Source organism: Aeromonas sp. 603079 (assembly GCF_049172135.1).
In the GTDB taxonomy this organism is placed as follows: domain Bacteria; phylum Pseudomonadota; class Gammaproteobacteria; order Enterobacterales; family Aeromonadaceae; genus Aeromonas; species Aeromonas veronii.
Genome location: NZ_JAAKPX010000006.1, coordinates 161,730 through 184,160, shown reverse-complemented (window position 1 = coordinate 184,160; position 22,431 = coordinate 161,730). Strand labels below are relative to the sequence as shown.

Annotated in this window: 17 protein-coding genes; 11 read left to right on the top strand and 6 right to left on the bottom strand. The window is 59.2% G+C overall.

The annotated features are described in order from the left end of the window. Positions 1–3 precede the first annotated feature (3 nt). From mukB to G5287_RS06200, 3 genes are all read left to right on the top strand, one after another. Positions 4–4,431: a chromosome partition protein MukB gene (gene mukB / locus G5287_RS06210; protein WP_421231037.1), complete on the top strand. Its 4,428-nt coding sequence runs from the start codon at positions 4–6 to the stop codon at positions 4,429–4,431. Between the two features lie 260 nt (positions 4,432–4,691). Further along, positions 4,692–5,078: a septal ring lytic transglycosylase RlpA family protein gene (locus G5287_RS06205; RefSeq protein ID WP_421172334.1), complete on the top strand. Its 387-nt coding sequence runs from the start codon at positions 4,692–4,694 to the stop codon at positions 5,076–5,078. A 158-nt stretch (positions 5,079–5,236) separates the two neighbouring features. After that, positions 5,237–5,764 (top strand): DUF6979 family protein, encoded by a 528-nt coding sequence (locus tag G5287_RS06200; protein ID WP_421172335.1) that lies wholly within the window; start codon positions 5,237–5,239, stop codon positions 5,762–5,764. A 35-nt stretch (positions 5,765–5,799) separates the two neighbouring features. On the opposite strand, the gene G5287_RS06195 is transcribed toward G5287_RS06200, so the two are convergent. The 3 genes from G5287_RS06195 to G5287_RS06185 all read right to left on the bottom strand — a co-directional run bounded on the left by G5287_RS06195 (position 5,800) and on the right by G5287_RS06185 (position 8,648). After that, the gene (locus tag G5287_RS06195; protein ID WP_421231036.1) at positions 5,800–6,426 is read right to left on the bottom strand and encodes a heme-binding beta-barrel domain-containing protein; all 627 of its coding nucleotides are present in this window, start codon (positions 6,424–6,426) and stop codon (positions 5,800–5,802) included. A gap of 298 nt (positions 6,427–6,724) precedes the next feature. After that, positions 6,725–6,928: a hypothetical protein gene (locus tag G5287_RS06190; protein WP_005352285.1), complete on the bottom strand. Its 204-nt coding sequence runs from the start codon at positions 6,926–6,928 to the stop codon at positions 6,725–6,727. Positions 6,929–7,406: 478 nt separating this feature from the next. Next, positions 7,407–8,648: an esterase/lipase family protein gene (locus tag G5287_RS06185; RefSeq protein WP_421231035.1), complete on the bottom strand. Its 1,242-nt coding sequence runs from the start codon at positions 8,646–8,648 to the stop codon at positions 7,407–7,409. A gap of 212 nt (positions 8,649–8,860) precedes the next feature. On the opposite strand from G5287_RS06185, the gene G5287_RS06180 reads away from it, so the two are divergent. Beyond that, positions 8,861–9,865, top strand: coding sequence for a Wadjet anti-phage system protein JetD domain-containing protein (locus G5287_RS06180; protein WP_421231047.1), 1,005 nt, complete (start codon positions 8,861–8,863; stop codon positions 9,863–9,865). A 41-nt stretch (positions 9,866–9,906) separates the two neighbouring features. Here the strand turns inward: G5287_RS06180 and G5287_RS06175 are convergent, their stop codons facing one another. Continuing rightward, positions 9,907–10,500 carry a hypothetical protein gene (locus G5287_RS06175; RefSeq protein WP_421231034.1) on the bottom strand — a complete coding sequence of 198 codons (594 nt, stop codon included), beginning with the start codon at positions 10,498–10,500 and terminating at the stop codon, positions 9,907–9,909. A gap of 605 nt (positions 10,501–11,105) precedes the next feature. On the opposite strand from G5287_RS06175, the gene ygeW reads away from it, so the two are divergent. The 7 genes from ygeW to G5287_RS06140 all read left to right on the top strand — a co-directional run bounded on the left by ygeW (position 11,106) and on the right by G5287_RS06140 (position 19,859). Continuing rightward, the gene (gene ygeW / locus G5287_RS06170; RefSeq protein WP_204479374.1) at positions 11,106–12,293 is read left to right on the top strand and encodes a knotted carbamoyltransferase YgeW; all 1,188 of its coding nucleotides are present in this window, start codon (positions 11,106–11,108) and stop codon (positions 12,291–12,293) included. A gap of 137 nt (positions 12,294–12,430) precedes the next feature. After that, positions 12,431–13,630 (top strand): diaminopropionate ammonia-lyase, encoded by a 1,200-nt coding sequence (gene dpaL, locus G5287_RS06165; protein WP_421231033.1) that lies wholly within the window; start codon positions 12,431–12,433, stop codon positions 13,628–13,630. A 110-nt stretch (positions 13,631–13,740) separates the two neighbouring features. Next, the gene (locus tag G5287_RS06160; RefSeq protein WP_421231032.1) at positions 13,741–14,958 is read left to right on the top strand and encodes a YgeY family selenium metabolism-linked hydrolase; all 1,218 of its coding nucleotides are present in this window, start codon (positions 13,741–13,743) and stop codon (positions 14,956–14,958) included. Between the two features lie 105 nt (positions 14,959–15,063). Then, positions 15,064–16,488 (top strand): dihydropyrimidinase, encoded by a 1,425-nt coding sequence (gene hydA / locus G5287_RS06155; protein WP_421231046.1) that lies wholly within the window; start codon positions 15,064–15,066, stop codon positions 16,486–16,488. A 95-nt stretch (positions 16,489–16,583) separates the two neighbouring features. Then, the gene (gene arcC / locus G5287_RS06150) at positions 16,584–17,516 is read left to right on the top strand and encodes a carbamate kinase (RefSeq protein ID WP_421231031.1); all 933 of its coding nucleotides are present in this window, start codon (positions 16,584–16,586) and stop codon (positions 17,514–17,516) included. Between the two features lie 172 nt (positions 17,517–17,688). Beyond that, on the top strand, positions 17,689–18,612 hold the full coding sequence (locus G5287_RS06145; RefSeq protein WP_158112542.1) for a DMT family transporter: 924 nt from the start codon (positions 17,689–17,691) through the stop codon (positions 18,610–18,612). A 161-nt stretch (positions 18,613–18,773) separates the two neighbouring features. Further along, on the top strand, positions 18,774–19,859 hold the full coding sequence (locus tag G5287_RS06140) for a calcium/sodium antiporter (RefSeq protein WP_421172343.1): 1,086 nt from the start codon (positions 18,774–18,776) through the stop codon (positions 19,857–19,859). A 103-nt stretch (positions 19,860–19,962) separates the two neighbouring features. On the opposite strand, the gene yqeB is transcribed toward G5287_RS06140, so the two are convergent. Both yqeB and yqeC read right to left on the bottom strand, forming a co-directional pair. Then, a complete protein-coding gene (gene yqeB / locus G5287_RS06135; protein WP_421231030.1) occupies positions 19,963–21,555 on the bottom strand; it encodes a selenium-dependent molybdenum cofactor biosynthesis protein YqeB in 1,593 nt (530 codons plus the stop codon). A 27-nt stretch (positions 21,556–21,582) separates the two neighbouring features. Next, complete coding sequence (gene yqeC, locus G5287_RS06130) at positions 21,583–22,431, bottom strand: selenium cofactor biosynthesis protein YqeC (protein ID WP_421231029.1); 849 nt, start codon at positions 22,429–22,431, stop codon at positions 21,583–21,585.

The following is a 22,431-nucleotide window of genomic DNA, read 5'->3' as shown; positions in this document are numbered from 1 at the left end:
CCGGTGCGAGGCAAGTTCAAATCCCTGACCATGGTCAACTGGAACGGCTTCTTTGCCCGGACCTTCGATCTCGACCAGCTGGTTACCACCCTTTCCGGCGGCAACGGCGCGGGCAAGTCCACCACCATGGCGGCCTTTATCGCGGCGCTCATCCCCGACCAGTCATTGCTCCATTTCCGCAACACCACGGAAGCGGGATCGAGCAGCGCCTCCCGTGACAAGGGGCTCTACGGCAAGCTGCAGCGCGGCCACTGCTATTCCCTGCTGGAAGTGATGAACAGCCGCGAACAGCGGATCTGGGTCGGCGTTCACCTCGAACAGGTGGCCAACCGCGACAACAAGGTCAACATCACCCCGTTTGCGCTGGTGGATGTGCCGGAGAATCTGGCGCCGACCGATCTGCTGCTGGAGAAGCTCGATGGCGGCAAGGGGCGGGTGCGCGCCTTTACCGACCTGAAAGGAGCGGCCGCCGAGCTGGGGGCGCTGAAAGTCGCCAAATTCAATACGGTGACCGACTATCACAACTTCATGTTCGAGTTCGGCATCACCCCGAAGAAGCTGCGTGACCAGAAGGATCGCGGCAAGTTCTACCGCCTGATCGAGGCTTCCCTCTACGGCGGCATCTCCTCGTCCATCAGCCGTTCCCTGCGCGAATACCTGCTGCCGGAGAACTCCGGCGTGCGCAAGGCGTTTGCAGACATGGAGGCGGCCATCTATGAAAACCGCCGCACGCTGGAAGCGATCAAGGAAACCCAGGGGCAGCGGGATCTGTTCAAGAACCTGATCACCGAAACCACCCACTATGTGGCTGCCGACTATGTGCGCAACGCCGCCGAGAAGAGCCGCCTCTCCGAGCTGGCCCTCAAGGCGCGCCAGGAGCTGGCCGACAAGCGCCGCATTCTGGCCGAAGAGAAGCAGCGCGCCATCTATCTGGCCGACGAGGTGGAGCAGCTCACCAACCGCGAGAAACTGCTGACCGACGAGCTGGAGTCTGCCTCCGAGCATCTGGCCAAGGTGATGGCGGCTGTCAGCTTGCAGAAGAAGATCGAGATGTACCGCGCCGATCTGGCGGATCTCTCTGACAAACTCGAACAGCAGCAGGCGGTGGTGGAGGAGATCCACGGCCAGCTGCTGGAAGTGGAAGAGCGCAAGGAGCTGGCACAGGCAGAAGTAGACAGCCTCAAGACCCAGCTGGCCGACTACCAGCAGGCGCTCGATATCCAGCAGACCCGCGCCATCCAGTACCGTCAGGCGGTGCAGGCGCTGGAGGCTGCCCGCGAGCAGTGCGAGCTGTCGGGGCTCACCGCCGAACAGGCGAGCGACACCCTGCACCAGTTCCGCGCCGCCGAGCAGAGCCTCACCAGCCGGGTGCTGGGGGCAGAACAGCAATTGGCGCTGGCCAAGGCGGCAGTGGCCGAGCACGAAGCGGCGCTGGCGCTGCTGCTCAGCATCGCTCCGGAAACAGTGCGCGAGGCCGCCTGGCCCACCGCCCAGGCGCTGCTCAAGCGTCACATCGAAGACAAGGCTCGCATTGCCCAGGGGCAGGGGCTGCGCGCCGCGCTGGCTCGCCTCGAGAAAGAGAGCGAAAGCCAGAAGAGTCTCTTCAAGCTGCGTGACGAGCTGCAGCAGGCCTCTGGCCAGCTGATTGCCAGCAGCGATGAGCTGGAGATCTTCCTCGAAGCCCAGCGCACCCGTCAGGAGGAGCTCTCCGAGCAGCAGGCTGAGGTGAACCAGCGCCGCGCCAGCCTCGAGCATCAGGGCACCCAGCTCGGCCGTGATATTGCGGAGTTGACCAAGCTGGCGCCGCGCTGGCTGAAATCCTTTGAAAAGCTCGAGCAGCTGCGCGAGCAGAGCGGTTTACCGCTGACTACCGCCGAAGAGCTTTCGGCCGGTATGCAGACAGTGCTCGACAAGGAGCGCGAGTTCGAGCAGGAGAGCAACCGCATCGCGGCGCAGAAACAGGCGCTGGAGCTGCAAATTCGCAACCTGCAGCTGGGCGCTGGGGAGGCGGATCCGCGCTTGGCTCGCATCGCCGAGCAGGTGGGGGGCGTGCTGCTCTCCGATGTCTACGACGACATCTCCATCGACGATGCCCCTTACTACTCCGCACTCTACGGCCCGGCTCGCAGCGCCCTGGTGGTGCTCGACCTTGAGGGCGCCATCGAGCGGCTGAAAAAGCTGGAAGATTGCCCGGAAGATATCTACCTGATTCAGGGCAACCCCGACTCCTTTGACGAGGATCTGGTGGAAGCCGATGAGCTGGGGGACGCCGTGCTGGTGCGCACCAGCAAGCGTCAGGTGCGTTTCTCCCGCTACCCCGAGCTGCCGCTGTTTGGTCGCGCCGCCCGGGAAAAACGGATCGAGCAGCTCGACCTTGAGCGCGAAGGGCTGATCGAGGGTTACGCCAAGGCTGCGTTTGAGCAGCAGAAGTACCACCGTCTCTACGGTCACTTCCGCGACTTTATCGGCCAGCATCTGGATATCGCCTTCCGCCCCGACCCCGAAGCCGAAGTGCAGGCCAAGCAGGCCGAACTGCGCGCGCTGCAAGGTGCCATCGGTGAGTGCGACAAGCAGCTGGCCGAGGCCAAAGCTGCCGGCGCCCAGCTGACTCGCCATATCCAGCTGGTGCAGGGCATGCTGCCCTTTGCTCACCTGTTTGCCGAGACAGAGCTGGCGGCCCGCCTCGAGGCGGCTCACGCCGATGTTGAAGCCCTGAAACAGGCCGAAGCCTTTATCGCCAAACACGGCAAGTCGCTGGAGAAGCTGGAAACCATGGTGCAGGTGCTGCGTCAGGATCCGCAGGATCTGGCCGCGCTGCAGGCAGCCTATGATGAGGTGAGCGACCAGCTGGCCGAGCAGAAGCGCCGTTGCTACGCCCTCGATCAGCTGGTGGCCCGTCTGCCACACTTTGCCTATCAGGATGCGCAAGACCTGCTGGGCAAGGCCTCCGAGATGAGCGAGCGACTCAAAGAGAAGCTGAAAGCGGCCGAGCTTGCCGCCCGCACCGCTGGCGAGCAGCACAAGCAGATTGCCCTGCGCCACACCGAGGCGCTACAACTGCGCACCGCCCTCAACTCCAGCGTCGAGGCCAAGCGCCAGACCCTGACCGAGTTCGAGCAGGAGCTGGCGGCCATGGGGCTGACCCTCTCTGATGACATGGAAGAGAAGGCGCGCGCCCACAAGAAAGAGATCGAAGAGCTGCTGATCCGCACCCGTTCCCGTCGCACCAGCGCCGAGGCCCAGTTGCAGGTCACCAAGCGCGAGATCGAATCCCTTGGCGGTCGTCTCAAGCTCGAAGGCAAGGATTACTACAGCGCCCGTAAATCTCTGGTGGGCCACAAGGCGAGCTGGTCGCGGGTGGTGCGGCTGGCGCGGGAGACCGACGTCGAGAAGCGTTTAAACAAGCGCGAGCTGGCGTACCTAGACAGCGACGAGCTGCGCTCCATGTCGGACAAGGCCCTCGGCGCCCTGCGGGTGGCAGTGGCCCACGACGAGGCCCTGCGCGATGCGCTGCGTCTCTCTGAGGGCAACCGTAGCACCGAGCAGAAGGTGGCCTTCTACGTGCAGGTCTACCGTTACCTCAAGGATCGCATTCGCAACGACATCATCCGCTCCGATGATCCTGTCGAGGCGATCGAGGAGATGGAGATCGAGCTGGCCCGTCTGGCTGACGAGCTCAAGCAGCGGGAAACCCATCTGTCGCTCTCCTCCCACGAAGTGGCGGCCAAGATCACCAACATCATCCGCCGCGAGCAGAACCGCATCCGGGTGCTCAATCAGGGCTTGCAGAACATTGCCTTCGGTCTGGTGCGCGGGGTGCGCCTCAACGTCAATATCCGCGAGGCCCACACCCGTCTGCTGACGGCGCTGGCCGATCAAACCGCCATGCACAACGATCTGTTCGCCGACAAGGAGCTCAGCTTCTCCGAGGCGATGGCCAAGCTGTTCCAGCGCCTCAATCCTCAGATCGAGCAGGGGGATCGCAGCTATCAGGTGATGGGCGACGTGCTGCTCGACTATCGCAACTATCTGGAGCTGGAGATCGAGGTGCAGCGCGGGGCCGATGGCTGGCTGCGTGCCGAGAGCGGCGCGCTCTCCACCGGCGAGGCGATCGGTACCGGTCAGGCCATCCTCTTGATGGTGCTGATCAGCTGGGAGGAGGAGTCCCGCCGTCTGCGCGGCAAGGATATCGCCCCCTGCCGCCTGTTGTTCCTCGACGAAGCGGCCCGTCTGGATGGCAAATCCATCGCCACCCTGTTCGAGCTGTGCGAGCGGCAGGATATGCAGCTGCTTATCGCGGCGCCCGAGAACATCAGCCCGGAGAAGGGCACCACCTACAAGCTCATCCGCAAGGTGCAGGGCAAGCACGAGCATGTGCATGTGGTGGGCCTGCGTGGCTTCGGCTTTGCCGACGACAAGCTGATTGCCTGAGAAGTCTCTGGCCCATCCCGACAAGGGATGACCGGTAACTAGTTGAAAGGGAGGCATTTGCCTCCCTTTTTACATGGAAGATATGGCAAAGTAGCCGCACGGTCGCTGCTGCCTGACAACAAGGCGAGTAACATGGTGAGTGCCTTGGAGCTATGGCAAGGTGAGATCTACCGCCTGCAAGCGTGTCGCAAGCGTCACCGGCAGCATCGAAGATGCAAAAATAGCGCAGAGTGGAAAGAAGAAGAGAGGAGAGGGGAAAGGTGCAACATATCCAGAAAGGGCTGCTGTTATCTCTTTACCTGTTGCTGGCGGCCTGTAGCAGCCGTTATGACGAGAGCCACGGCGGCAGCTGGCGCGGCTATAGCGAGACCGGCTATGCCAGCTATTATGCCGACCGCTATCACGGCAAAAAGACTGCCAGCGGCGAGATCTATCGCAACAACCTCAATAGCGCCGCCCATATGGAATTGCCCTTCGGCTCCATGGTGCGGGTCACCAACCTCGCCAACGGCAAGAGCGTGGTAGTCAAGGTCAATGATCGTGGCGCCTTTAAAAGCGGGCGTATTATCGATCTCTCCAAATCGGCCTTTAGTACCATTGGCAATATTCGCGACGGGATTATCAAAGTAAAAATAGAGGTGCTCTAGGCCGGGTGAACCCGTTTATACACGAAAATAGATGTTGATGAATGATATTGGAAGGCTGACATCGACCAGTCAGCCTTTCGGTAGATAAAGATATAACATTGATATGGATCAATATTTCATTCAGCTAAAAATGGATTTGTTATCAATGGAAAAAATCGATGATCGTGATTGATATTTATTTTAGCTTATCTCGCCTGTTCGGCCTTACTATGGGGCAAACGGAAGGATTAGTGATGATTATCTATGGTAAATATGGTGGTGCAGCGCTGAGAGCTGTTCATCTGATGGTGCAGAAAAATTATGGGCATGCCACCGCCTGGGATATGGCTATTGCTGAAGCATTTGGTGGTGATATCAGTACAGGAAAATTCAAAAATAATCCAAAGGTAACTTTTTTGACTCTTTGCAGTCTTGGTTGTATCAGTTGCATCATGCCAGTTCATTATGTAGCTGCGACCAAAACCAGAGCATATGTGTTGGCTGCCATTGATTTATTGTCACACAAGGATATTACCAAACCGATCAATCCCGAGCAGTTATGGCTGGAAGTGATCTCGGCCTGTAAGAGCGGCAAGGTTGTAAAGCATAACAATCAGATGGATGTCATTCTGACACTCTGGTATGCCGGTGTGCTCAATCCCGAGTGGGATAGGGATGCCATCAGGATAGATTATCGACGAATATAAAAAGCCAAGGTAATGAATACCTTGGCCATGAAACATCAATTGGTTTTGGTCAGGGATGCACTATCGGAGTGTGCGAATGGCTTGCCATACACCATCAGGTTGGTGGTTTGACTGTATTTGAGGAGATCTTTCTCTGAGAAGTCCAGAGTCATCGAGAAATCCGTGGTGGAATCATTAATGGTCATATAATTACTTTCCGCAATACCGCGCTTGCCCGTCTTGAACTCGATTTTGTTACCCGCTTTGCCTTCAGTGACCACACAGACTGCACGAGGTATACAGTATGAGTTGTAAACAAGCTGATTGGTCTTGTCATAAATCAGATAACCGCGTTGGTCATGAAATTTCCCATTATCGCTTTTTCTGAATACTTCCTGTTTGTAATACATGGCTACCAGATATTGTTCGCTGGCATTTTTAGCATCGGCAGCCGGTTCAAAAGTAATGACTTCGTAAAAGGGTTCCACTGCCGGCCCCCCTTTGCCAACGTTGCTACCCTCCTGGCCGGGTGCTACATCTACACCACCAGCATCGGTGCTTTTCCATGTGCCAGCCAACTGAGCTAATGGACCAAAATCCAGACCGTTGATAATAGTGCTGGACTCTGCGTGAGCGAGCGTGGCACAGGTAATTAATGCTATGGGTAAGATAACTTTATTCATTGTGATAACTCCATCACTAATAATGACTTGCGAATAAATATGTTCAGCAAAGTAATTGTTATAACGCACCAAGGGTGTGGTCAATTATATTGAGTGATGGTGGTTCGTTTTTGTGATGTATGATTTGCTTTTTCGTGGCTAAATAAATTGAATTTGATATAAGACAATGTTGTATTTTTTCATCGCGCTTCCTCAGATATATCGTGATAGAGATAAAGGAACATTGACATGATGCGATGATTATTATGTCAACGGCGTGAATATTTCACTCAGCCCCATCAATTGAAGGAGATAGCCACTAACTCTGTGGCACCCTGACCCCTTTATCGAGATAGAGGCTGCTGTAGTGGGCGCGGTGGGTGACAAACATCACCTGATGGCGGCTGCCGTCGGAGAGGATAATAAAATCCCCCGCCTGGGCAGGGCTCTGCAAGGTGATCTCCTGCTCGGGGGCGGTCAGGCGATCGACATCTTCCTTGAAGGTGAGGGTGTAAGAGTACATATGGCGCTCCACTGCTGGCTCATATCAAACACTCCGTTGAAGGTAGTTGCTGGCATGGGCGCGCGCGGCGCCCGATTGGCGCTGTTAGACCAAATATCAGCGATGAGAACGTGCGTGGCTTCAGTCGGGTTGTTCTGCTGAGGTGCGCTTGAGGCGTTTACATCAAGGCCATTGGTATCAAAAGATGGTAAAGGGGCGAAAGGGGGATGAAAAAACCGCCTATTGGCGGTTTTTCTTATGCGGTGGGCCCTACTTCAGGGCCTTCTTCAGCTTCTTGATCTTGCCTTCATGCTTGGCAATTTTCTCAAGACGAGCGGCGATCTTCTTCTTGATCTCTTTCTTGCTTGCTTTGGCCATCGGTGGCGCTCCTTTGCAGTGGGGACACATCAAGTGTCAGTGTGGGTCTTCCCTTTGACGTCCCAGAGTGCCACAGGGCTCCTGTGTGAACCAGCATTCTGTTGCTTTAATAGCCAGCTCGCTATAACTGCAAGGGGCTGAGCCAGCGCAGCAGTTGCTGGCCAACCTGCGGGTTGGCGAGCAGGGCCATATGGCTGGTGCGATAGACAATCAGGGTATGGGCAGGAAGAAAAGCCAGCTGATGGCGCGCTTCGTTGTGCTGACCGAGGGCACTGCGTAGCGGCACCAGTCCATCGCCAATCAGCCGGTCGGCCAGCAGGCTGCGCTTGGCGGCAGTGGTCGCGGCGATGGCATAACAGTTGACGCTGCAGGGTAAGGGGAGTGGAACGCGGGGATCGCGCAAGGGCACGGCGGGCTCGGGTTGGGCCACTTCATCGATCACCTTGCCGTGGCGCAGATCCTTGATGCCTGCACTGCGCAGCCGCGCCAGTCTGACGAAGGGTTCGCAGTAGGCGGTAGCGGGCAACAACTGTTCCAGCCAGTGACCTGCATGTTCGAGCGGTGCGCCGTGGTGTGGTGTGCCGAGAAATATCAGGTTGGCAAGGTGCGCAGGCCAGGTGAGCCCGGCCACGCCGGCATGGTGGCAGGCGCTGCGTGCAACCAGTCCCCCCATGCTATAGCCCATTATCGTTATCTCTTTGAGCTCTCCCGGCCAGTGGGCGAGCAACTGCTCCAGCAACAGAGCAAGTTGCTGCCCGTTTTGTGCGATGGGCAGGCCCGAGTTGTAGCGCAGGTAAAGAGGCTGATAGCCAAGCGCGTTGGCAAGTTGCTCTCCGTGATTGACCGGCTTGCCTTGATGCTCGGTCTGCCACTGCAGATCGTTCATGCAGAGGCCATGGATCATCAGCAGCACCCGTCCCTCGCGGGGTAGATCCTTTGGCATCGCTTGCCAATCGAGGGGCTTGCCCTGATAGCGCAGTGTCATGGGGGTGGCGAGGGCATTGTGGTGCTCGACCAGCTTGTCCCCCAACATGCCGTTGAGCGTGGCGATCAGGGCTGCACGTTTCGGGGTTTCGGGGATCTGGTGGGGCGGCGGTGTGGCTGGCAGGCTGCTGAGTAGTTGGTTGATACCGCTGCTTAGGGTGTTGGCGGTGCCATGTACCCCCTTGTAGACCAGCCCGGTGATCCCGGCTGTTTTTCCCTCATCCCGTCCCTTGAGCCCCATACCGCTCAGTACCGCCTGATGTACCGCTTCGGTGATCTCTACCGCGGCGGGCAGCGCCAGAGTCAGCAGGTGCGCCAGCTCGCGGATATCCGAAAGATGCCAGGAAGAGGATGGCAATGGGTCTGTGGCGTCGGTCATGGCAAGCCCTTGTGAAAGCGGGTGTCTCGTTGTCGTGTCGCGAAGAGCGCAACGTATCTCTATATCAAACCAGCTTGCGCCCTTTGTGGCGGGTTTACCAGTAACGGGCCATGCATGGCGGGGCTGATAAGAACCGCTTGCGAAGCCGGTCACGGTAATGACAGGGAAAATCACCTCTACTTCGTCATATGAAGCCACATGGAGAAGTGATGATGTCGCTGTTTGATGAGGTGCGGGTACAGGATTTGTGTGCATGGTTGCTCGATAGCCAGAACGGAAAGGGCTGCTCCCTTGAGAGTCGGCATGGCCGCGAGTTGAAGGATCTGTTGCAGGCAGTGGCGGGGATCAAGCCGGTTGGCCGAGGTGCTCATTATGCGTTGACCGACGCGGGGCGGACTTATCTGACCGGACAACTGGCACGGGCTGCGCCCCCCGAACCGGACAAGGGGGAGCAGCTGCAACGAATGGGAGTGAGTTTGCCTGCACGGCTCAATCAGGCCTGCTTTTATGCCCTTTGGCAGGGGGACAGCAAGCATCCGCGGTCAGCATCCCTTGCCGCGCCACTGCTTGCGGAATTGTCGCTCACGCAGGATGAGGTGATCCGCATCCGTACCCTCGAACCGCTCTCACTGGTCGATCTGCAGGGTCAGCAGCACGATATGACTGCAATGATGGCGTTGTTGGGAGAGTTGGCGTTGCCGGAGCGGACTCTGGACACGCTGGCGGCCATCGGCTGGCAGGGGGAGCGGATCATTACGGTGGAGAACAAGGGGGCCTTTGTCGACTACCCGCTGCAACCCGGGCAACTGCTGCTCTTTGTCCCCGGTCGCAATACCACCCTGGCCAAACAGCTGATCCCGCTGCTGCCTGTGGGCGTGCAGTGGGCCCATTTTGGCGATCTCGATCAACGGGGTATCGATATTGCCATCGAGCTGGCGCGTGAGCTAAATCGACCGGCCATGCTATGGCTTCCCTGTGAGCTGCGGCCTTATCTGGATCACTACGCCCGTCCGGTGCGCACCTTTGCAACGGACAGTGGCAAGGTGCCCTGGCGTGTGACGATGCAGGCTGAGCAGGTTGATGGTCATGGCACGCCGGCAGGCGTTCCCTGGCTTGAGAAACTGATCACAGACGGGACTTGGCTGGAGCAGGAGGTATTGATTCTGGCCCCTCACTGGCGGAGCTGGTCATTGGACGCGATGGGCAATCAGGGGTGAAACGGGGAGCCCGCTCTCCCCGTCATTTCGTGGTCAGCTGTTTACTTGGCCTTGATGGGCCCCTTGGTGCCGGCATCATTATCGACCCAGCCATCTTCACCCTTGATGCGGCGACCCCCCTGAATGGTGTAGATGACCATGCCATCCTTGAACACCAGCGCGCCATCTGATTTCTTGGCATTGACCTTCTTGTCGTTGACCCACACCTGATCCTTGCCATCGATGCGGATATTGGCCACGGTGGCGCCGGTTTGGGGGAAGGTGGCGATCCAGTTGCCCGCATAGGGGCTGGCGCTGGTTGCCGCGGCCGGAGCATTGCCAACACCGGCAGCTGCGTTCTCAGCCTTGGTTTTGTTGATATCGCAGCCATTGAGCTCGCTCACCTGAGTGCAGCCCGAGCGCTCCAGCTTCTGCTCATAGCTCAGATTCAGACCGCCCTTCGCGGCCGGGGCGGCCGCGCCAAATCCCGCCTTGGCATTTTCCGCTTTGGTTTTGTGAATGTCACAGCCCTGCGCCTCGGTAACCTGGGTACAACCGGATCGCTCCAGTTGCTCGGCATATTTGGCGCTGATGGCGTAGGCAGGGGCGATCCCGAGCAGGGTCAGGGTGATGAGCAGAGCAGCATTCCTGGACATAGATAATCCCTCAAAGATGTAAGTCATGCAGGTTCTTCCGCGCAGTTGTGGCAGTGAACGTCGGGCTCTTCTGAGCATCCGAGACAGATGCGCAGCTGGCGTATTCACGTTAGCTCCTTGGGCCAACCGCGCCCAGCGATGTGGCCGGAAGATAAGGCGAGAGGCGATACGGGAGTGCAGGGGAAGCGAGATAGCAGCAGTGTCAACGCTGGAGAGATCATTCCAAGAGAAAAGGTGTTGCGGGCATTATCATAATGATAACAACAGCCCCGTCGATATCATTTCAGCCCCTGAAACTGACCTTTGATGATAATTCTCACCGATGCCGAGATATCGCCTCTGATTATTATCACTCGGCTATTTTATGGCTTGGCTGATCCGCTCACCTTTTTATGGATTAAATCGCTGAAATAGCCGCTGATTTTGTGGGTGGCATCACACACTTTTGCCATTTATTAATATCTGCCTGCATTTTATTGGTTTGGCACGGTTATTGATTGCCTCATATCGACGCTAACCGACGCGCTCACCCACAACCGGGATGCTGGTGACATCGTGAGTGAAAGGGGAGCTATCCATATCTCATCCAATGATTGGGGCGAACGATGAAAGCAGTTAACGAATTAATCAAAGAGATCAGAGCACTCAAATCCAACCTGCATGAAAAAGATTTTCTGCTGACCTGGGAGCAAACGCCTCAGGAGCTGGAGCTGGTATTGAAACTGGCCGAATCCCTCAAGACCCTGCGCGCCGAAAATATCTGCACCAAACTGTTTAACAGCGGGCTCGGTATCTCGGTTTTCCGCGATAACTCCACCCGAACCCGCTTCTCTTACGCCTCTGCCCTGAACCTGCTCGGCCTGGCCCAGCAGGATCTGGATGAGGGCAAATCCCAGATCGCCCATGGCGAAACCGTCCGTGAAACCGCCAACATGATCTCGTTTTGCGCCGATGCCATCGGGATCCGTGACGACATGTTCCTCGGTGCCGGTAACGCCTATATGCGCGAAGTGGGCGCCGCACTGGATGAAGGGTTCGAGAAGGGAGTGCTGCCCCAGCGTCCGGCGCTGGTCAACCTGCAGTGCGACATTGATCACCCGACCCAGTCCATGGCTGATCTCGCCTGGTTGCAGGAGCACTTCGGCAGCCTGGAGAGCCTCAAGGGCAAGAAGATTGCGATGACCTGGGCCTACTCCCCCAGCTACGGCAAGCCGCTCTCCGTGCCCCAGGGCATCATTGGTCTGATGACCCGTTTCGGTATGGACGTGACCCTGGCCCACCCGGAAGGGTATGACCTGATCCCGGATGTGATCGAAGTGGCCAAAGAGAACGCCAAGGCCTCCGGCGGCAGCTTCCGTCAGGTCACCTCCATGGAAGAGGCTTTCAAGGATGCCGATATCGTCTATCCCAAGTCCTGGGCCCCCTACAAGGTGATGGAGCAGCGCACCGAGTTGCTGCGCGCCAATGATCACGCCGGCCTCAAAGAGCTGGAGAAACACTGCCTTGAGCAGAACGCCAAGCACAAGGATTGGCACTGCACTGAGGAGATGATGAAGCTCACCAAGGGGGGCGAGGCGCTCTATATGCACTGCCTACCGGCCGATATTTCCGGCGTCTCCTGCAAAGAGGGCGAAGTGACCGAAGGGGTATTCGAGAAATACCGTATCGACACTTACAAAGAGGCGAGCTGGAAGCCCTATATTATCGCCGCCATGATCATGGCCCGTAAATTTTCCGCCCCGGCAGAAACTCTGGAAAATCTGATTAAAGAGGCGCAAAAGCGGGTGAAATAAATAACGGCAGGGCAGGGTGAATATTCATCCTGCCCATACTGTCGAATTCATTATTTCGAGTTTTCTCCCCGTGGTATCTGAATAACGGATCTCCCGGCGAGGCAGCTCTTTGTCAGGTAACGCCTAGTGAGGTAAGCATGTCCCAATTTTCGCTGAAGATGGATATTGCCGATAACCGCTTTTTTACCGCCGAGCCATCTCCGCTGTTTTCTCGCGCCGAAGCACAAAAGGCTCGCGTTTTTCATAAAAAACTGGCCGGTTATGAACCGACCCCATTGTGCGACCTGAAAGATCTGGCCGCCTATATCGGGGTGAAAAATATATTGGTCAAGGACGAGTCAAAGCGCTTTGGCCTCAACGCCTTCAAGATGCTGGGTGGCGTTTATGCCATCGCCAACTTGCTCTGTGAAAAGTACGGGGTGGCCATCGAGGATTTCTCCTTCGATCTCATCAAACGCACCATCAAGGAGCCGATGACATTCGCCACCACCACAGATGGCAACCACGGTCGTGGCGTTGCCTGGGCCGCCAAACAGGTGGGTCAGCATGCGGTGGTCTACATGCCCAAGGGCTCGGCCCAGGAGCGGGTGGATCACATTCTCAATCTCGGTGCTGAGTGCATCGTCACCGACATGAACTATGACGACACCGTGCGCCTGACCATGAAGATGGCCGAAGAGCGCGGCTGGCACATAGTGCAGGACACCGCCTGGGAGGGCTACACCAAGATCCCGACCTGGATCATGCAGGGTTACTCCACCCTGGCCGACGAAGCGGTCGAGCAGATGCAGGCCATGGGCATCAAGCAGCCGACCCACGTGTTGCTGCAGGCTGGCGTTGGTGCGCTGGCGGGCGGTGTGCTCGGTTATCTGGTGGACTGCTTCGGGGCGAAAAACCTGCACAGTATCGTGGTCGAACCGGATCAGGCCGACTGCATCTACCGCTCCGGTGTGGCGGGGGAGATGGTCAACGTGGGGGGCGACATGCGCACCATCATGGCCGGTCTCGCCTGCGGTGAACCCAATCCGCTCGGCTGGCCGCTGCTCAGAAGCTGCACCACCCAGTTCATCTCCTGTCACGACAAGGTGTCGGCATTGGGCATGAGAGTGCTCGGCAACCCCCTTGGCAATGATCCGCGCATCATCTCCGGTGAGTCCGGCTCGGTCGGTACCGGCGTGCTGGCGGCAGTACGTCACCACCCGGATCGCGCGGCGCTGATGGCGCGCCTCGGGCTAAGTCGCGACTCCGTGGTGCTGATCATCAACACCGAAGGGGACACCGATGTGACCCACTACCGGGAAGTGGTGTGGGAAGGCAAACACCCTGCCAGCGAGTAAGCCACCACGAATTAAAGAACTGATCGCGCCTCGCCAACGGGGCGCGGTAACGGGCACAGGGCGCTGCCGACGAACAGGCCGCGCACTCTCAGTTGTTATGGAGAATCACAATGAGCAAGCAAATTCCGTTTGAAATGGTGTTGGAGAAGGCCTACCAGTACAAGGCCGAGATGAGTCAGTTCCTGCGCGACATGATCGCCATCCCGAGCGAGAGCTGCGATGAAGAGCGCGTTGTGCTGCGCATCAAGCAGGAGATGGAGAAGGTCGGTTTTGACAAGGTCGAGATCGATCCCATGGGCAACGTGCTGGGCTATATCGGCCACGGTCCGCACCTGATTGCCATGGATGCCCACATCGATACCGTCGGTATCGGCAACCGTGCCAACTGGACTTTCGACCCCTATGAGGGGATGGAAGATCACGAGATCATCGGTGGCCGCGGTGCGTCCGATCAGGAAGGGGGCATGGCCTCCATGGTTTATGCAGGCAAGATCATCAAGGATCTGGGTCTGGAAGACGAGTACACCCTGCTGGTGACCGGTACCGTACAGGAAGAGGACTGCGACGGTCTGTGCTGGCAGTACATCATCGAGCAGAGCAAGATCCGCCCCGAGTTCGTGGTCAGTACCGAGCCGACCGACTGCCAGATCTACCGTGGCCAGCGTGGTCGCATGGAGATCCGCGTTGAAGTTCAGGGTGTCAGCTGCCACGGCTCTGCGCCGGAGCGCGGTGACAACGCCATCTTCAAGATGGGCCCGATCCTCGGCGAATTGCAGGAACTCAGCCACAACCTCGGCAACGACGACTTCCTCGGCAAGGGCACCCTGACCGTCTCCGAGATCTTCTTCACTTCGCCAAGCCGCTGCGCCGTGGCGGACAGCTGCGCCGTCTCCATCGACCGTCGCCTCACCTGGGGCGAGACCTGGCAAGGTGCGCTCGACGAGATCCGCGCGCTGCCTGCGGTAAAAGCCGCCGGTGCCGAGGTCTCCATGTACCAGTACGATCGTCCGGCCTATACCGGTCTGGTCTACCCGACCGAGTGCTACTTCCCGACCTGGAAGGTGGAAGAGGATCACATCACCGTCAAAACCCTCTCCAAGGCTTATCGCGAGCTGTTCAACAAGGAGCCGGTGGTAGACAAATGGACCTTCTCTACCAACGGGGTCTCCATCATGGGCCGCCACGGTATTCCGGTCATCGGTTTTGGCCCGGGTAAAGAGCCGGAGGCCCACGCCCCGAACGAGAAGACTTGGAAAGAGCATCTGGTCAAGTGCGCCGCCATGTACGCCGTGATCCCCATGCTCTATCTGGCCGAGCTGGACAAGTAAGGGGTCTGCCGGGTGGTAACTCTCATCACCGCCCGGCTGTTGCAAGTGCCCCGTCTCCATTGAGGCGGGGCTTTGCTGTTTGAAGTGATGTTCGAGGTGGTGGGGATGAAACGGCTGATCAAAAACGGTGTGCTGGTCGATGCACAGGGTGAATATCGTCAGGATCTGCTGATCGATAACGGGGTGATCCGAGCGCGGGCCGCCGCTATCCAGCCCGATGGCGAGACCGACGTGATCGATGCCAGCGGCTGCTACGTGATGCCTGGCGGTATCGATGTCCACACCCACTTCAACATCGATGTTGGCATTGCTCGCAGTTGCGATGATTTTTTTAGCGGTACCCGTGCTGCCGCCTGTGGTGGCACCACCACCATCGTCGATCACATGGGATTTGGCCCGGCGGGGTGTAACCTGCATCACCAGCTGGCCCGCTATCACGACTATGCCGCCGATCAGGCGGTGGTCGATTACAGCTTTCACGGCGTTGTCCAGCATGTGGATGACGCTATCCTCCACGAAATGGCCGCCATGGTTCAGGAGGAGGGGATCAGCAGCTTCAAGCTCTATCTCACCTACCAGTACAAGTTGGGGGATCACGACGTGCTGCGCGCGCTGGCCCGCCTCAAGGAGGTGGGGGCGCTCGCCACCGTCCATCCCGAGAACGATGCCGCCATCGCGGCGCGCCGTGCGGCCCTGCTCGCCGCCGGTCACCATGAACCCTGGTATCACCCGCAAAGCCGCCCACTGGAGTGCGAGGCGGAGGCGATCGCCCGGATGATCAATCTGGCGGGGCTCGCGGGCAATGCGCCACTCTATATCGTCCATCTCTCCAATGGCTTGGGGCTGGAGTATCTGAAACTGGCGCGCCGTCAGGGCCAGCCGGTCTGGGTCGAGACCTGCCCGCAATATCTGCTGCTCGATGAGCAGTGTTATTACAAGGAGAACGGGGTCGACTATCTGCTGAGCCCGCCGCTGCGCTCGCGCCGCGAGCAGGACAAGCTGTGGGTCGGTATCGCTGCGGGTGACATCGACACGGTGGCGACCGATCACTGCAACTTCTCTCACGCCCAGCGCATGACCCTCTCAGGGGGCGATTTCAGCCGCTGCCCCAATGGTTTGCCTGGGGTCGAAAACCGGATGCTGCTGCTGTTTTCCCACGGGGTACTAGGCGGGCGCATCTCGCCGTCGCGCTTCGTGGCACTCACCAGCGCCAACCCGGCGCGCCTGTTTGGCCTCTGGCCGCGCAAGGGCAACCTGCAAGCGGGGTCTGATGCCGATCTGGTGATCATGGATCCCCGCGGTGACACCCTGATTTCTCACCCACTGCTGCATGACAACGGCGACTACAGCCCCTACGAGGGGATGCATTGCCCCGGCCGGATCAGGATGACCCTCAGTCGTGGCGAGATAGTCGCTCGCGACGGCGAGTTTCTGGGGCGGCGTGGTCATGGTCGGTTTTTGGCCAGAGCGCCCTTTGATCCGGCGTTGGCTCCGGATCTGCACTCGCCTTGCCCCGCGGTGTCAGGCTGACAATCCGTTCGAAATACGCAAATCAGCAAGCTTATGTGAACAACGAAAGGTGAGCCGGTATCGCGCCGGCTTGTCCCATCACTGGAGATAACAAGATGAAACAGAGAATCGTACTGGCCCTTGGTGGCAATGCGCTGGGCAACAACCTGCCCGAGCAGATGAAGGCGGTGCAGAGCACGGCGGGCACCATTGCCGACCTGATCGCCCAGGGGCACGAGGTGGTGGTGACCCACGGCAACGGCCCGCAGGTAGGGATGATCCAGCAGGCGTTCGAAGTGGCGGCCCGCCACGAGCCAAAATCCCCCCATCTGCCGATGTCGGTCTGCGTGGCCCTGAGTCAGGGTTATATCGGCTATGACCTGCAAAATGCCCTGCGCGAGGCCCTGCTTGAACGCGGCATCCACAAGCCGGTCGCCACTCTGGTGACCCAGGTTGAGGTAGATAAAAACGATCCCGCCTTCCTTGACCCGAGCAAACCCATCGGCGGTTTCTTCAGCAAGGAAGAGGCCGAGGCGCTGATGGCCAAGGGCGAGCGGCTCAAAGAGGATGCCGGTCGCGGCTATCGCCGGGTAGTGGCATCCCCCAAACCCGTCGATATCATCGAGAAAGAGACCGTCTCAGCGATGCTGGCCGCCGGTCAGGTGGTGATCACCGTCGGTGGCGGCGGCATTCCGGTGCTGCGGGAGGGCAATCACCTGCGCGGTGCCAGTGCGGTGATCGACAAGGATTGGGCCAGTGCCAAGCTGGCGGAGCTTATCGACGCCGACATGCTGATCATCCTTACCGCGGTAGAGAAGGTCGCCATCAACTTTGGCAAGCCGGATGTGCAGTGGCTCGATCAGCTGAGCGTGGCCGATGCCAACAGCTTTATTGCACAGGGGCAGTTTGCCAAGGGTTCCATGCTGCCCAAGGTGGAGGCGGCGCTCTCGTTCGCGACCTCCATGCCGGGGCGCAAGTCCCTGATCACCTTGCTGGAGAAGGCCGCCGACGGCATTGCCGGCAAGACGGGAACCCTTATCTGCCGCTAGGCGTTCCAGCTCGGGTTGAGTGTGATTGCGGGGGCCGTCGGCCCCCTTGTTCATTTCGGGGGCGACCATGGTCAGCGGAGGATGAGCGGCGTAAGATGGCCGCCTTCAAGCGCGGGCAAGACGTCGAGAGTTGAACCGGCGCAATGAGTGACAAGAGGTGAGTAACAAGCAAATGAGCGGAAAGATCAATATGGCGGCGTTGGTGGGATTGATCCTGCTCACCGCTATCTGGAGTTACAGCTGGATCGTGATGAAGCAGGTGATGCTCTACGCGGGGGCCTTCGAGTTCACCGCCCTGCGCTGTCTGTGCGGTTCATTGGTGTTGTTGCTGGTGCTGGCACTGCGCGGGCGCCGTTATCTCAAGCCCACCCCGTTTCGCTATACCCTGGCCATCGCCCTGTTCCAGACCTGCGGCATGGTGGGGTTGGCCCAGTGGGCGCTGATCAGCGGCGGGGCGGGCAAGGTGGCTATTCTGAGCTACACCATGCCGTTCTGGGTGGTGATCTTCGCGGCGCTCTTTCTCGGCGAGCGGATGCGCAAGCTGCACTATCTGGCGGTCGGGGTGGCGGCCTGCGGGTTGCTGTTGGTGATCCAGCCTTGGCTGCTGCATCTTGAGTCCCTCAAGAGTGCGCTCTTGGCAATCCTCTCCGGCATCTGCTGGGGGATCAGCGCCATCATCGCCAAGCGGATGTATGCCCGCCACCCTTCGGTGGATCTGATGTCCCTCACCACCTGGCAGATGATCTACGCCACCCTGGTGATGACGCTGGTGGCGGCGCTGGTGCCGGAGCGCCCCATCGACTGGCAACCCTACGTGATGGGGGCGCTGGCCTATAGCGCCATCTTCGCCACCGCCATCGCCTGGAGTCTCTGGCTGTTTGTGCTGAAAAAGCTGCCGGCGGGGATTGCCAGCCTCAGCACCCTGGCGGTGCCGGTGACCGGTGTGCTGCTCTCCTGGTGGCTGCTCGGCGAAAATCCGGGGCCGGTGGAGGGGAGCGGTATCGCCCTTATTGTGCTGGCATTGTTGGTGATTAGCCGCAAGGGCAAGCGCTCCGTGGTATCGGTGGCGGGGGAGACCCGCATCAAGCACGGTTGAGGGGGGACTGGGCTGCCAGTGGCACAATAAACAGCACTCAAAAGAGCCCGCGACAGGGGACCAGCCCCTAGTTACAATGGCGTGGTCTGACTGTGCTTGGAGCACAGGCATCTGATTTATTGTGATTATTTCAACGAACCTAACGGCAAGGATGAGACCGTATGATGACGCTGGTGTGGTTGGCTGTAGGCCTGGTGTGTCTGGTGGTGGGGGCCGAGTCTCTTGTGCGGGGCGCATCTCGCCTCGCCACCATGATGGGGATATCGCCACTGGTGGTGGGATTGACCATAGTGGCCTTTGGGACCAGTGCTCCCGAGCTGGCGGTGAGCATCCAGTCTGGCCTCGAGGGGCAGGCAGGGATAGCGGTGGGGAACGTGGTCGGCAGCAATATTTTCAACGTGCTGTTTATTTTAGGTATTTCGGCACTGATCGTACCGTTGACCGTCTCCCAGCAACTGGTACGTCTCGACGTTCCCTTGATGATAGTGGTCTCTTTTCTGGTGTTGTTGCTGGGCTACGATGGCCGTATTGCGCCACTGGAAGGGGTGCTGCTGTTTGCCGGCATCATCGCCTACACCGGGTTTCTCTTTGTCCAGAGTCGACGGGAAAACAAAGCGGTGCAGGCGGAGTACGAGCAGGAGTTTGGTACCCGTGAAGCGAGTACGGCGGGCAACTGGTTGCGCAATCTGCTCTTTATTGCCGCAGGTCTGGGTCTGCTGATCCTCGGCTCCCGCCTGCTGGTTGGCAGTGCAGTGGAGATTGCCCACTACTTCGGGGTGAGCGATCTGATCATCGGCTTGACCATAGTGGCTGCCGGTACCTCCTTGCCCGAAGTGGTGACCTCCATCGTCGCAGCCCTGCGCGGGGAGCGGGATATCGCGGTGGGCAACGTGGTCGGCAGCAATATCTTCAATATCCTCTGCGTGCTGGGACTCACCTCCATGGTGACGCCGGGAGGGCTTGAAGTGTCGGCCACCGCCCTTCAGTTCGATATTCCGGTAATGATTGCGGTGGCGCTTGCCTGCCTGCCCATCTTCTTTACCGGTTACACCATCGCCCGCTGGGAAGGGGCGCTGTTTCTGGCCTACTACATCGGCTACACCTGCTGGCTGATCCTCCACGCCACATCCAGTCCGCTGCAAGGTCAGTTCAGTGCAGCGCTAACCGGTTTTGTATTGCCGCTCACCGCCATCACTCTGGTTGTGCTGGCGGTGCGAGCCTGGCGATTGCAACGAACCCGGTCGTGATGCAGGTTCTCCTGATGTAAAGGAGCTGCATCAACCGACAGGCCGAAAAAAGCCCCACCATCATGGTGGGGCTTTTGCTTGGTGAGGGGGACGCGAAGAGCCGTTATCGGCGCTGGGCCAGATGCATCATGGCTTCCAATACGGCGCCGCCGATGGCGCGTGCCTTGTCAGAGACGGTGGTGGCATCGGCGCGCTCACCACGCGGGTCTATATCACCAATCTTGAAGCCGACCGGCACTTCGATGCCATCGCTGAGCAGCCCCCGCACCATGCCGGAGAGCGGCGCGATAATGGGGGCATCCCCCACATGGGCAATCACATCTCCCTCCTGCACCAGATCGCCGAGCTTGAGCAGGCTCTTCATCACCCCGGGGGCGGGGGCGCGCACCACTCGGCGGGCAGAGTATCCCTCGATCACCCCGGGAATACCGGTATTGGGCTGGGCGGGGCCCTGATAGATAACCCGCCCCAGATGGTGGCCACGGTTGGTCTCGATCACCGCATCGCAGTCGCGCCCCGCCTCAAAGCCCGGGCCGAGGGCTACCGTAATGGGGGCCATCTCCTTGTGGGTGCCGAGGTTCTGCTTGGCGAGGATGGCATCCACCAGATAGCGGGGCTTGAGCTCGGCGAGGGTGGCACAGTCGGGGTCAACCAGCAGCGGAATGATGCCCCGATCCAGCTGCTCGAACGCTTGCTCAACGCTCTCGACCCGCTTGGCGCGCACACCCTCGACGCTGGTTTCACCATCAAACATCCCTTGCGCGAAGGCGACGGTGCGGCGGATCACCGTGGGTTTGTCGAGATCCAGCATCACCACCTTGAAGCCGGCATTGTGCAGGCGCAGCGCCACCCCGGTAGCGATATCGCCGGAGCCGCGCATCACCACCAGTTGATCCCGCTTGAGGCGCACGTCATCCTGCATTAGCCCACCCGATTTGCCGTTTTTCACTTGAAGCAGCTCGGCGAGGATGCTGATGGCGATCTCCTCGGGGGTCTCGGCACCTATGTTGTAGCCGATGGGGGCGTGCAGCCGCTGCAACTGCTCCTGACTCACCCCTTGTTGGCGCAGCGCCTGGGTGAAGGTCTGTACCTTGCGCTTGCTGGCGAGCAGCCCCAGATAGGCGAGGGGGCGATTGATGAGCCGCTCCAGCGCCTCCTTGTCCTGATGGTTGGTGGCGATGATGACGAAGTTGGCGGGCTCGATGGCCAGCGCCTCGATCACCGCGCTGATGGTATCGGCCTGTTTGAGATGGGTGCCGGCCGGGAAGAGGTCAGGGTTGAGGCTTCCTTCAAAACAGTCGCCCACATGGATATCAAAACCCAGTGGCGCGGCGGCATGGGCCAGCGCCCGGTTGACGTGACCGGCGCCGATCAGTACCAGACGGGGGCGCAGGCCATAGACATCGATATAGACCGACATGGCGCCACCACAGTCCGACCCGACCGCATGTTCGCCGTTGCGCGCCATCCGGCCGTGGAAGATGCGCGGCTTGCGCTCGGCAATGGCGGCCATCGCTTCCTCGATCACCAGCCGCTCGATCATGCCGCCGCCTATGGTGCCGAGGATCCGGCCATCGGCCATCACCAGCATCTGGGCCTGATGGCGCGGGGTGGAGCCCCGGCTCTCGATGATCTGGGCCATGGCAAAGGGAGTGTTCTCCTGTTCCAGTCGGGCTGCGTGTGAAAACAGATTCATAAGGTACCTCTTCTTATCCTTAAACCATCATGGGCGAGGCGGCTGTGCCTCATCCTGAGCGAAGTAACCGAGTGCGAGGCGAATGGGCTGTGGTTCGTGAACCGCCCCCTGCCAGATGGCATGGAGCTCGGGGTGGCGGCTATGCAGCTTTATCAATTCAGCCAGCCACGACGCCTCATTTTGATAATCCCCATTGATAAACCAGATCCGGCGCGCCTTGGCCGGGGTGCCCTTGAACAGCCCCTCGGGGTGGGAGAGCAGTTGGTGAAACAGGGCCCAGTCGAGGGGGTCACCGGCCTCTATCCCGCACAGGGCCTGAAGCTCTGCCCAGCGGTGGATCTGCTGCGGGTCGGCCTTGGCCCCCACCATGGCGCCGCCCGTCAGGGCGATCACCCAATCACTGCTCTGGGGAATGCAAGGTTCGTGCAAAGCGGGCACTTTCAATAACTTGTGATGGGCGCCATCCGCTTCGACCAGGATGAGATCGAAGCGCCGCTGCCCCTTGATGAGATCAATCTGCTGGGGCGTGGGGCCCGCCACCTTTCCGGTGCGCTCGTCGAGATGGCTGAACAGGGCAACCAGCGCCGGGCCATCCGGTAGCGCCTGACAGCGGGTAAGTTGACGAACGGGATCCGTCTCGATAATCAATTCCCGATAGTGTGACGGGGCAGGCAGAAACATCCGGGTGGTGGTGGTAATTAGCACCCTTTTACCCTGTTGATAAAAATATTCCGCCAGCCAGAACAGGGTGCTGGTTTTTCCACCGGCGCCGCAGAGGCTAATTAAGGTGGTATGGCTATCAATATTTTTAGTGAGCGGGTTTAATAGCGGATCTATATCTGGAAATGCGACAGCAACAACGTGCGGGTGCGACAT

What these genes read in the sequence shown, in the direction of transcription:
- G5287_RS06140 (WP_421172343.1), top strand. Translation starts at nt 18,774, where the DNA reads ATGATGACGCTGGTGTGGTTGGCTGTAGGCCTGGTGTGTCTGGTGGTG.
- G5287_RS06190 (WP_005352285.1), bottom strand. Translation starts at nt 6,928, where the DNA reads ATGTACTCTTACACCCTCACCTTCAAGGAAGATGTCGATCGCCTGACC.
- G5287_RS06185 (WP_421231035.1), bottom strand. Translation starts at nt 8,648, where the DNA reads ATGACCGACGCCACAGACCCATTGCCATCCTCTTCCTGGCATCTTTCG.
- yqeC (WP_421231029.1), bottom strand. Translation starts at nt 22,431, where the DNA reads ATGTCGCACCCGCACGTTGTTGCTGTCGCATTTCCAGATATAGATCCG.
- G5287_RS06180 (WP_421231047.1), top strand. Translation starts at nt 8,861, where the DNA reads ATGTCGCTGTTTGATGAGGTGCGGGTACAGGATTTGTGTGCATGGTTG.
- dpaL (WP_421231033.1), top strand. Translation starts at nt 12,431, where the DNA reads ATGTCCCAATTTTCGCTGAAGATGGATATTGCCGATAACCGCTTTTTT.
- G5287_RS06145 (WP_158112542.1), top strand. Translation starts at nt 17,689, where the DNA reads ATGAGCGGAAAGATCAATATGGCGGCGTTGGTGGGATTGATCCTGCTC.
- ygeW (WP_204479374.1), top strand. Translation starts at nt 11,106, where the DNA reads ATGAAAGCAGTTAACGAATTAATCAAAGAGATCAGAGCACTCAAATCC.
- G5287_RS06195 (WP_421231036.1), bottom strand. Translation starts at nt 6,426, where the DNA reads ATGAATAAAGTTATCTTACCCATAGCATTAATTACCTGTGCCACGCTC.
- G5287_RS06160 (WP_421231032.1), top strand. Translation starts at nt 13,741, where the DNA reads ATGAGCAAGCAAATTCCGTTTGAAATGGTGTTGGAGAAGGCCTACCAG.
- yqeB (WP_421231030.1), bottom strand. Translation starts at nt 21,555, where the DNA reads ATGAATCTGTTTTCACACGCAGCCCGACTGGAACAGGAGAACACTCCC.
- G5287_RS06200 (WP_421172335.1), top strand. Translation starts at nt 5,237, where the DNA reads ATGATCGTGATTGATATTTATTTTAGCTTATCTCGCCTGTTCGGCCTT.
- hydA (WP_421231046.1), top strand. Translation starts at nt 15,064, where the DNA reads ATGAAACGGCTGATCAAAAACGGTGTGCTGGTCGATGCACAGGGTGAA.
- G5287_RS06175 (WP_421231034.1), bottom strand. Translation starts at nt 10,500, where the DNA reads ATGTCCAGGAATGCTGCTCTGCTCATCACCCTGACCCTGCTCGGGATC.
- arcC (WP_421231031.1), top strand. Translation starts at nt 16,584, where the DNA reads ATGAAACAGAGAATCGTACTGGCCCTTGGTGGCAATGCGCTGGGCAAC.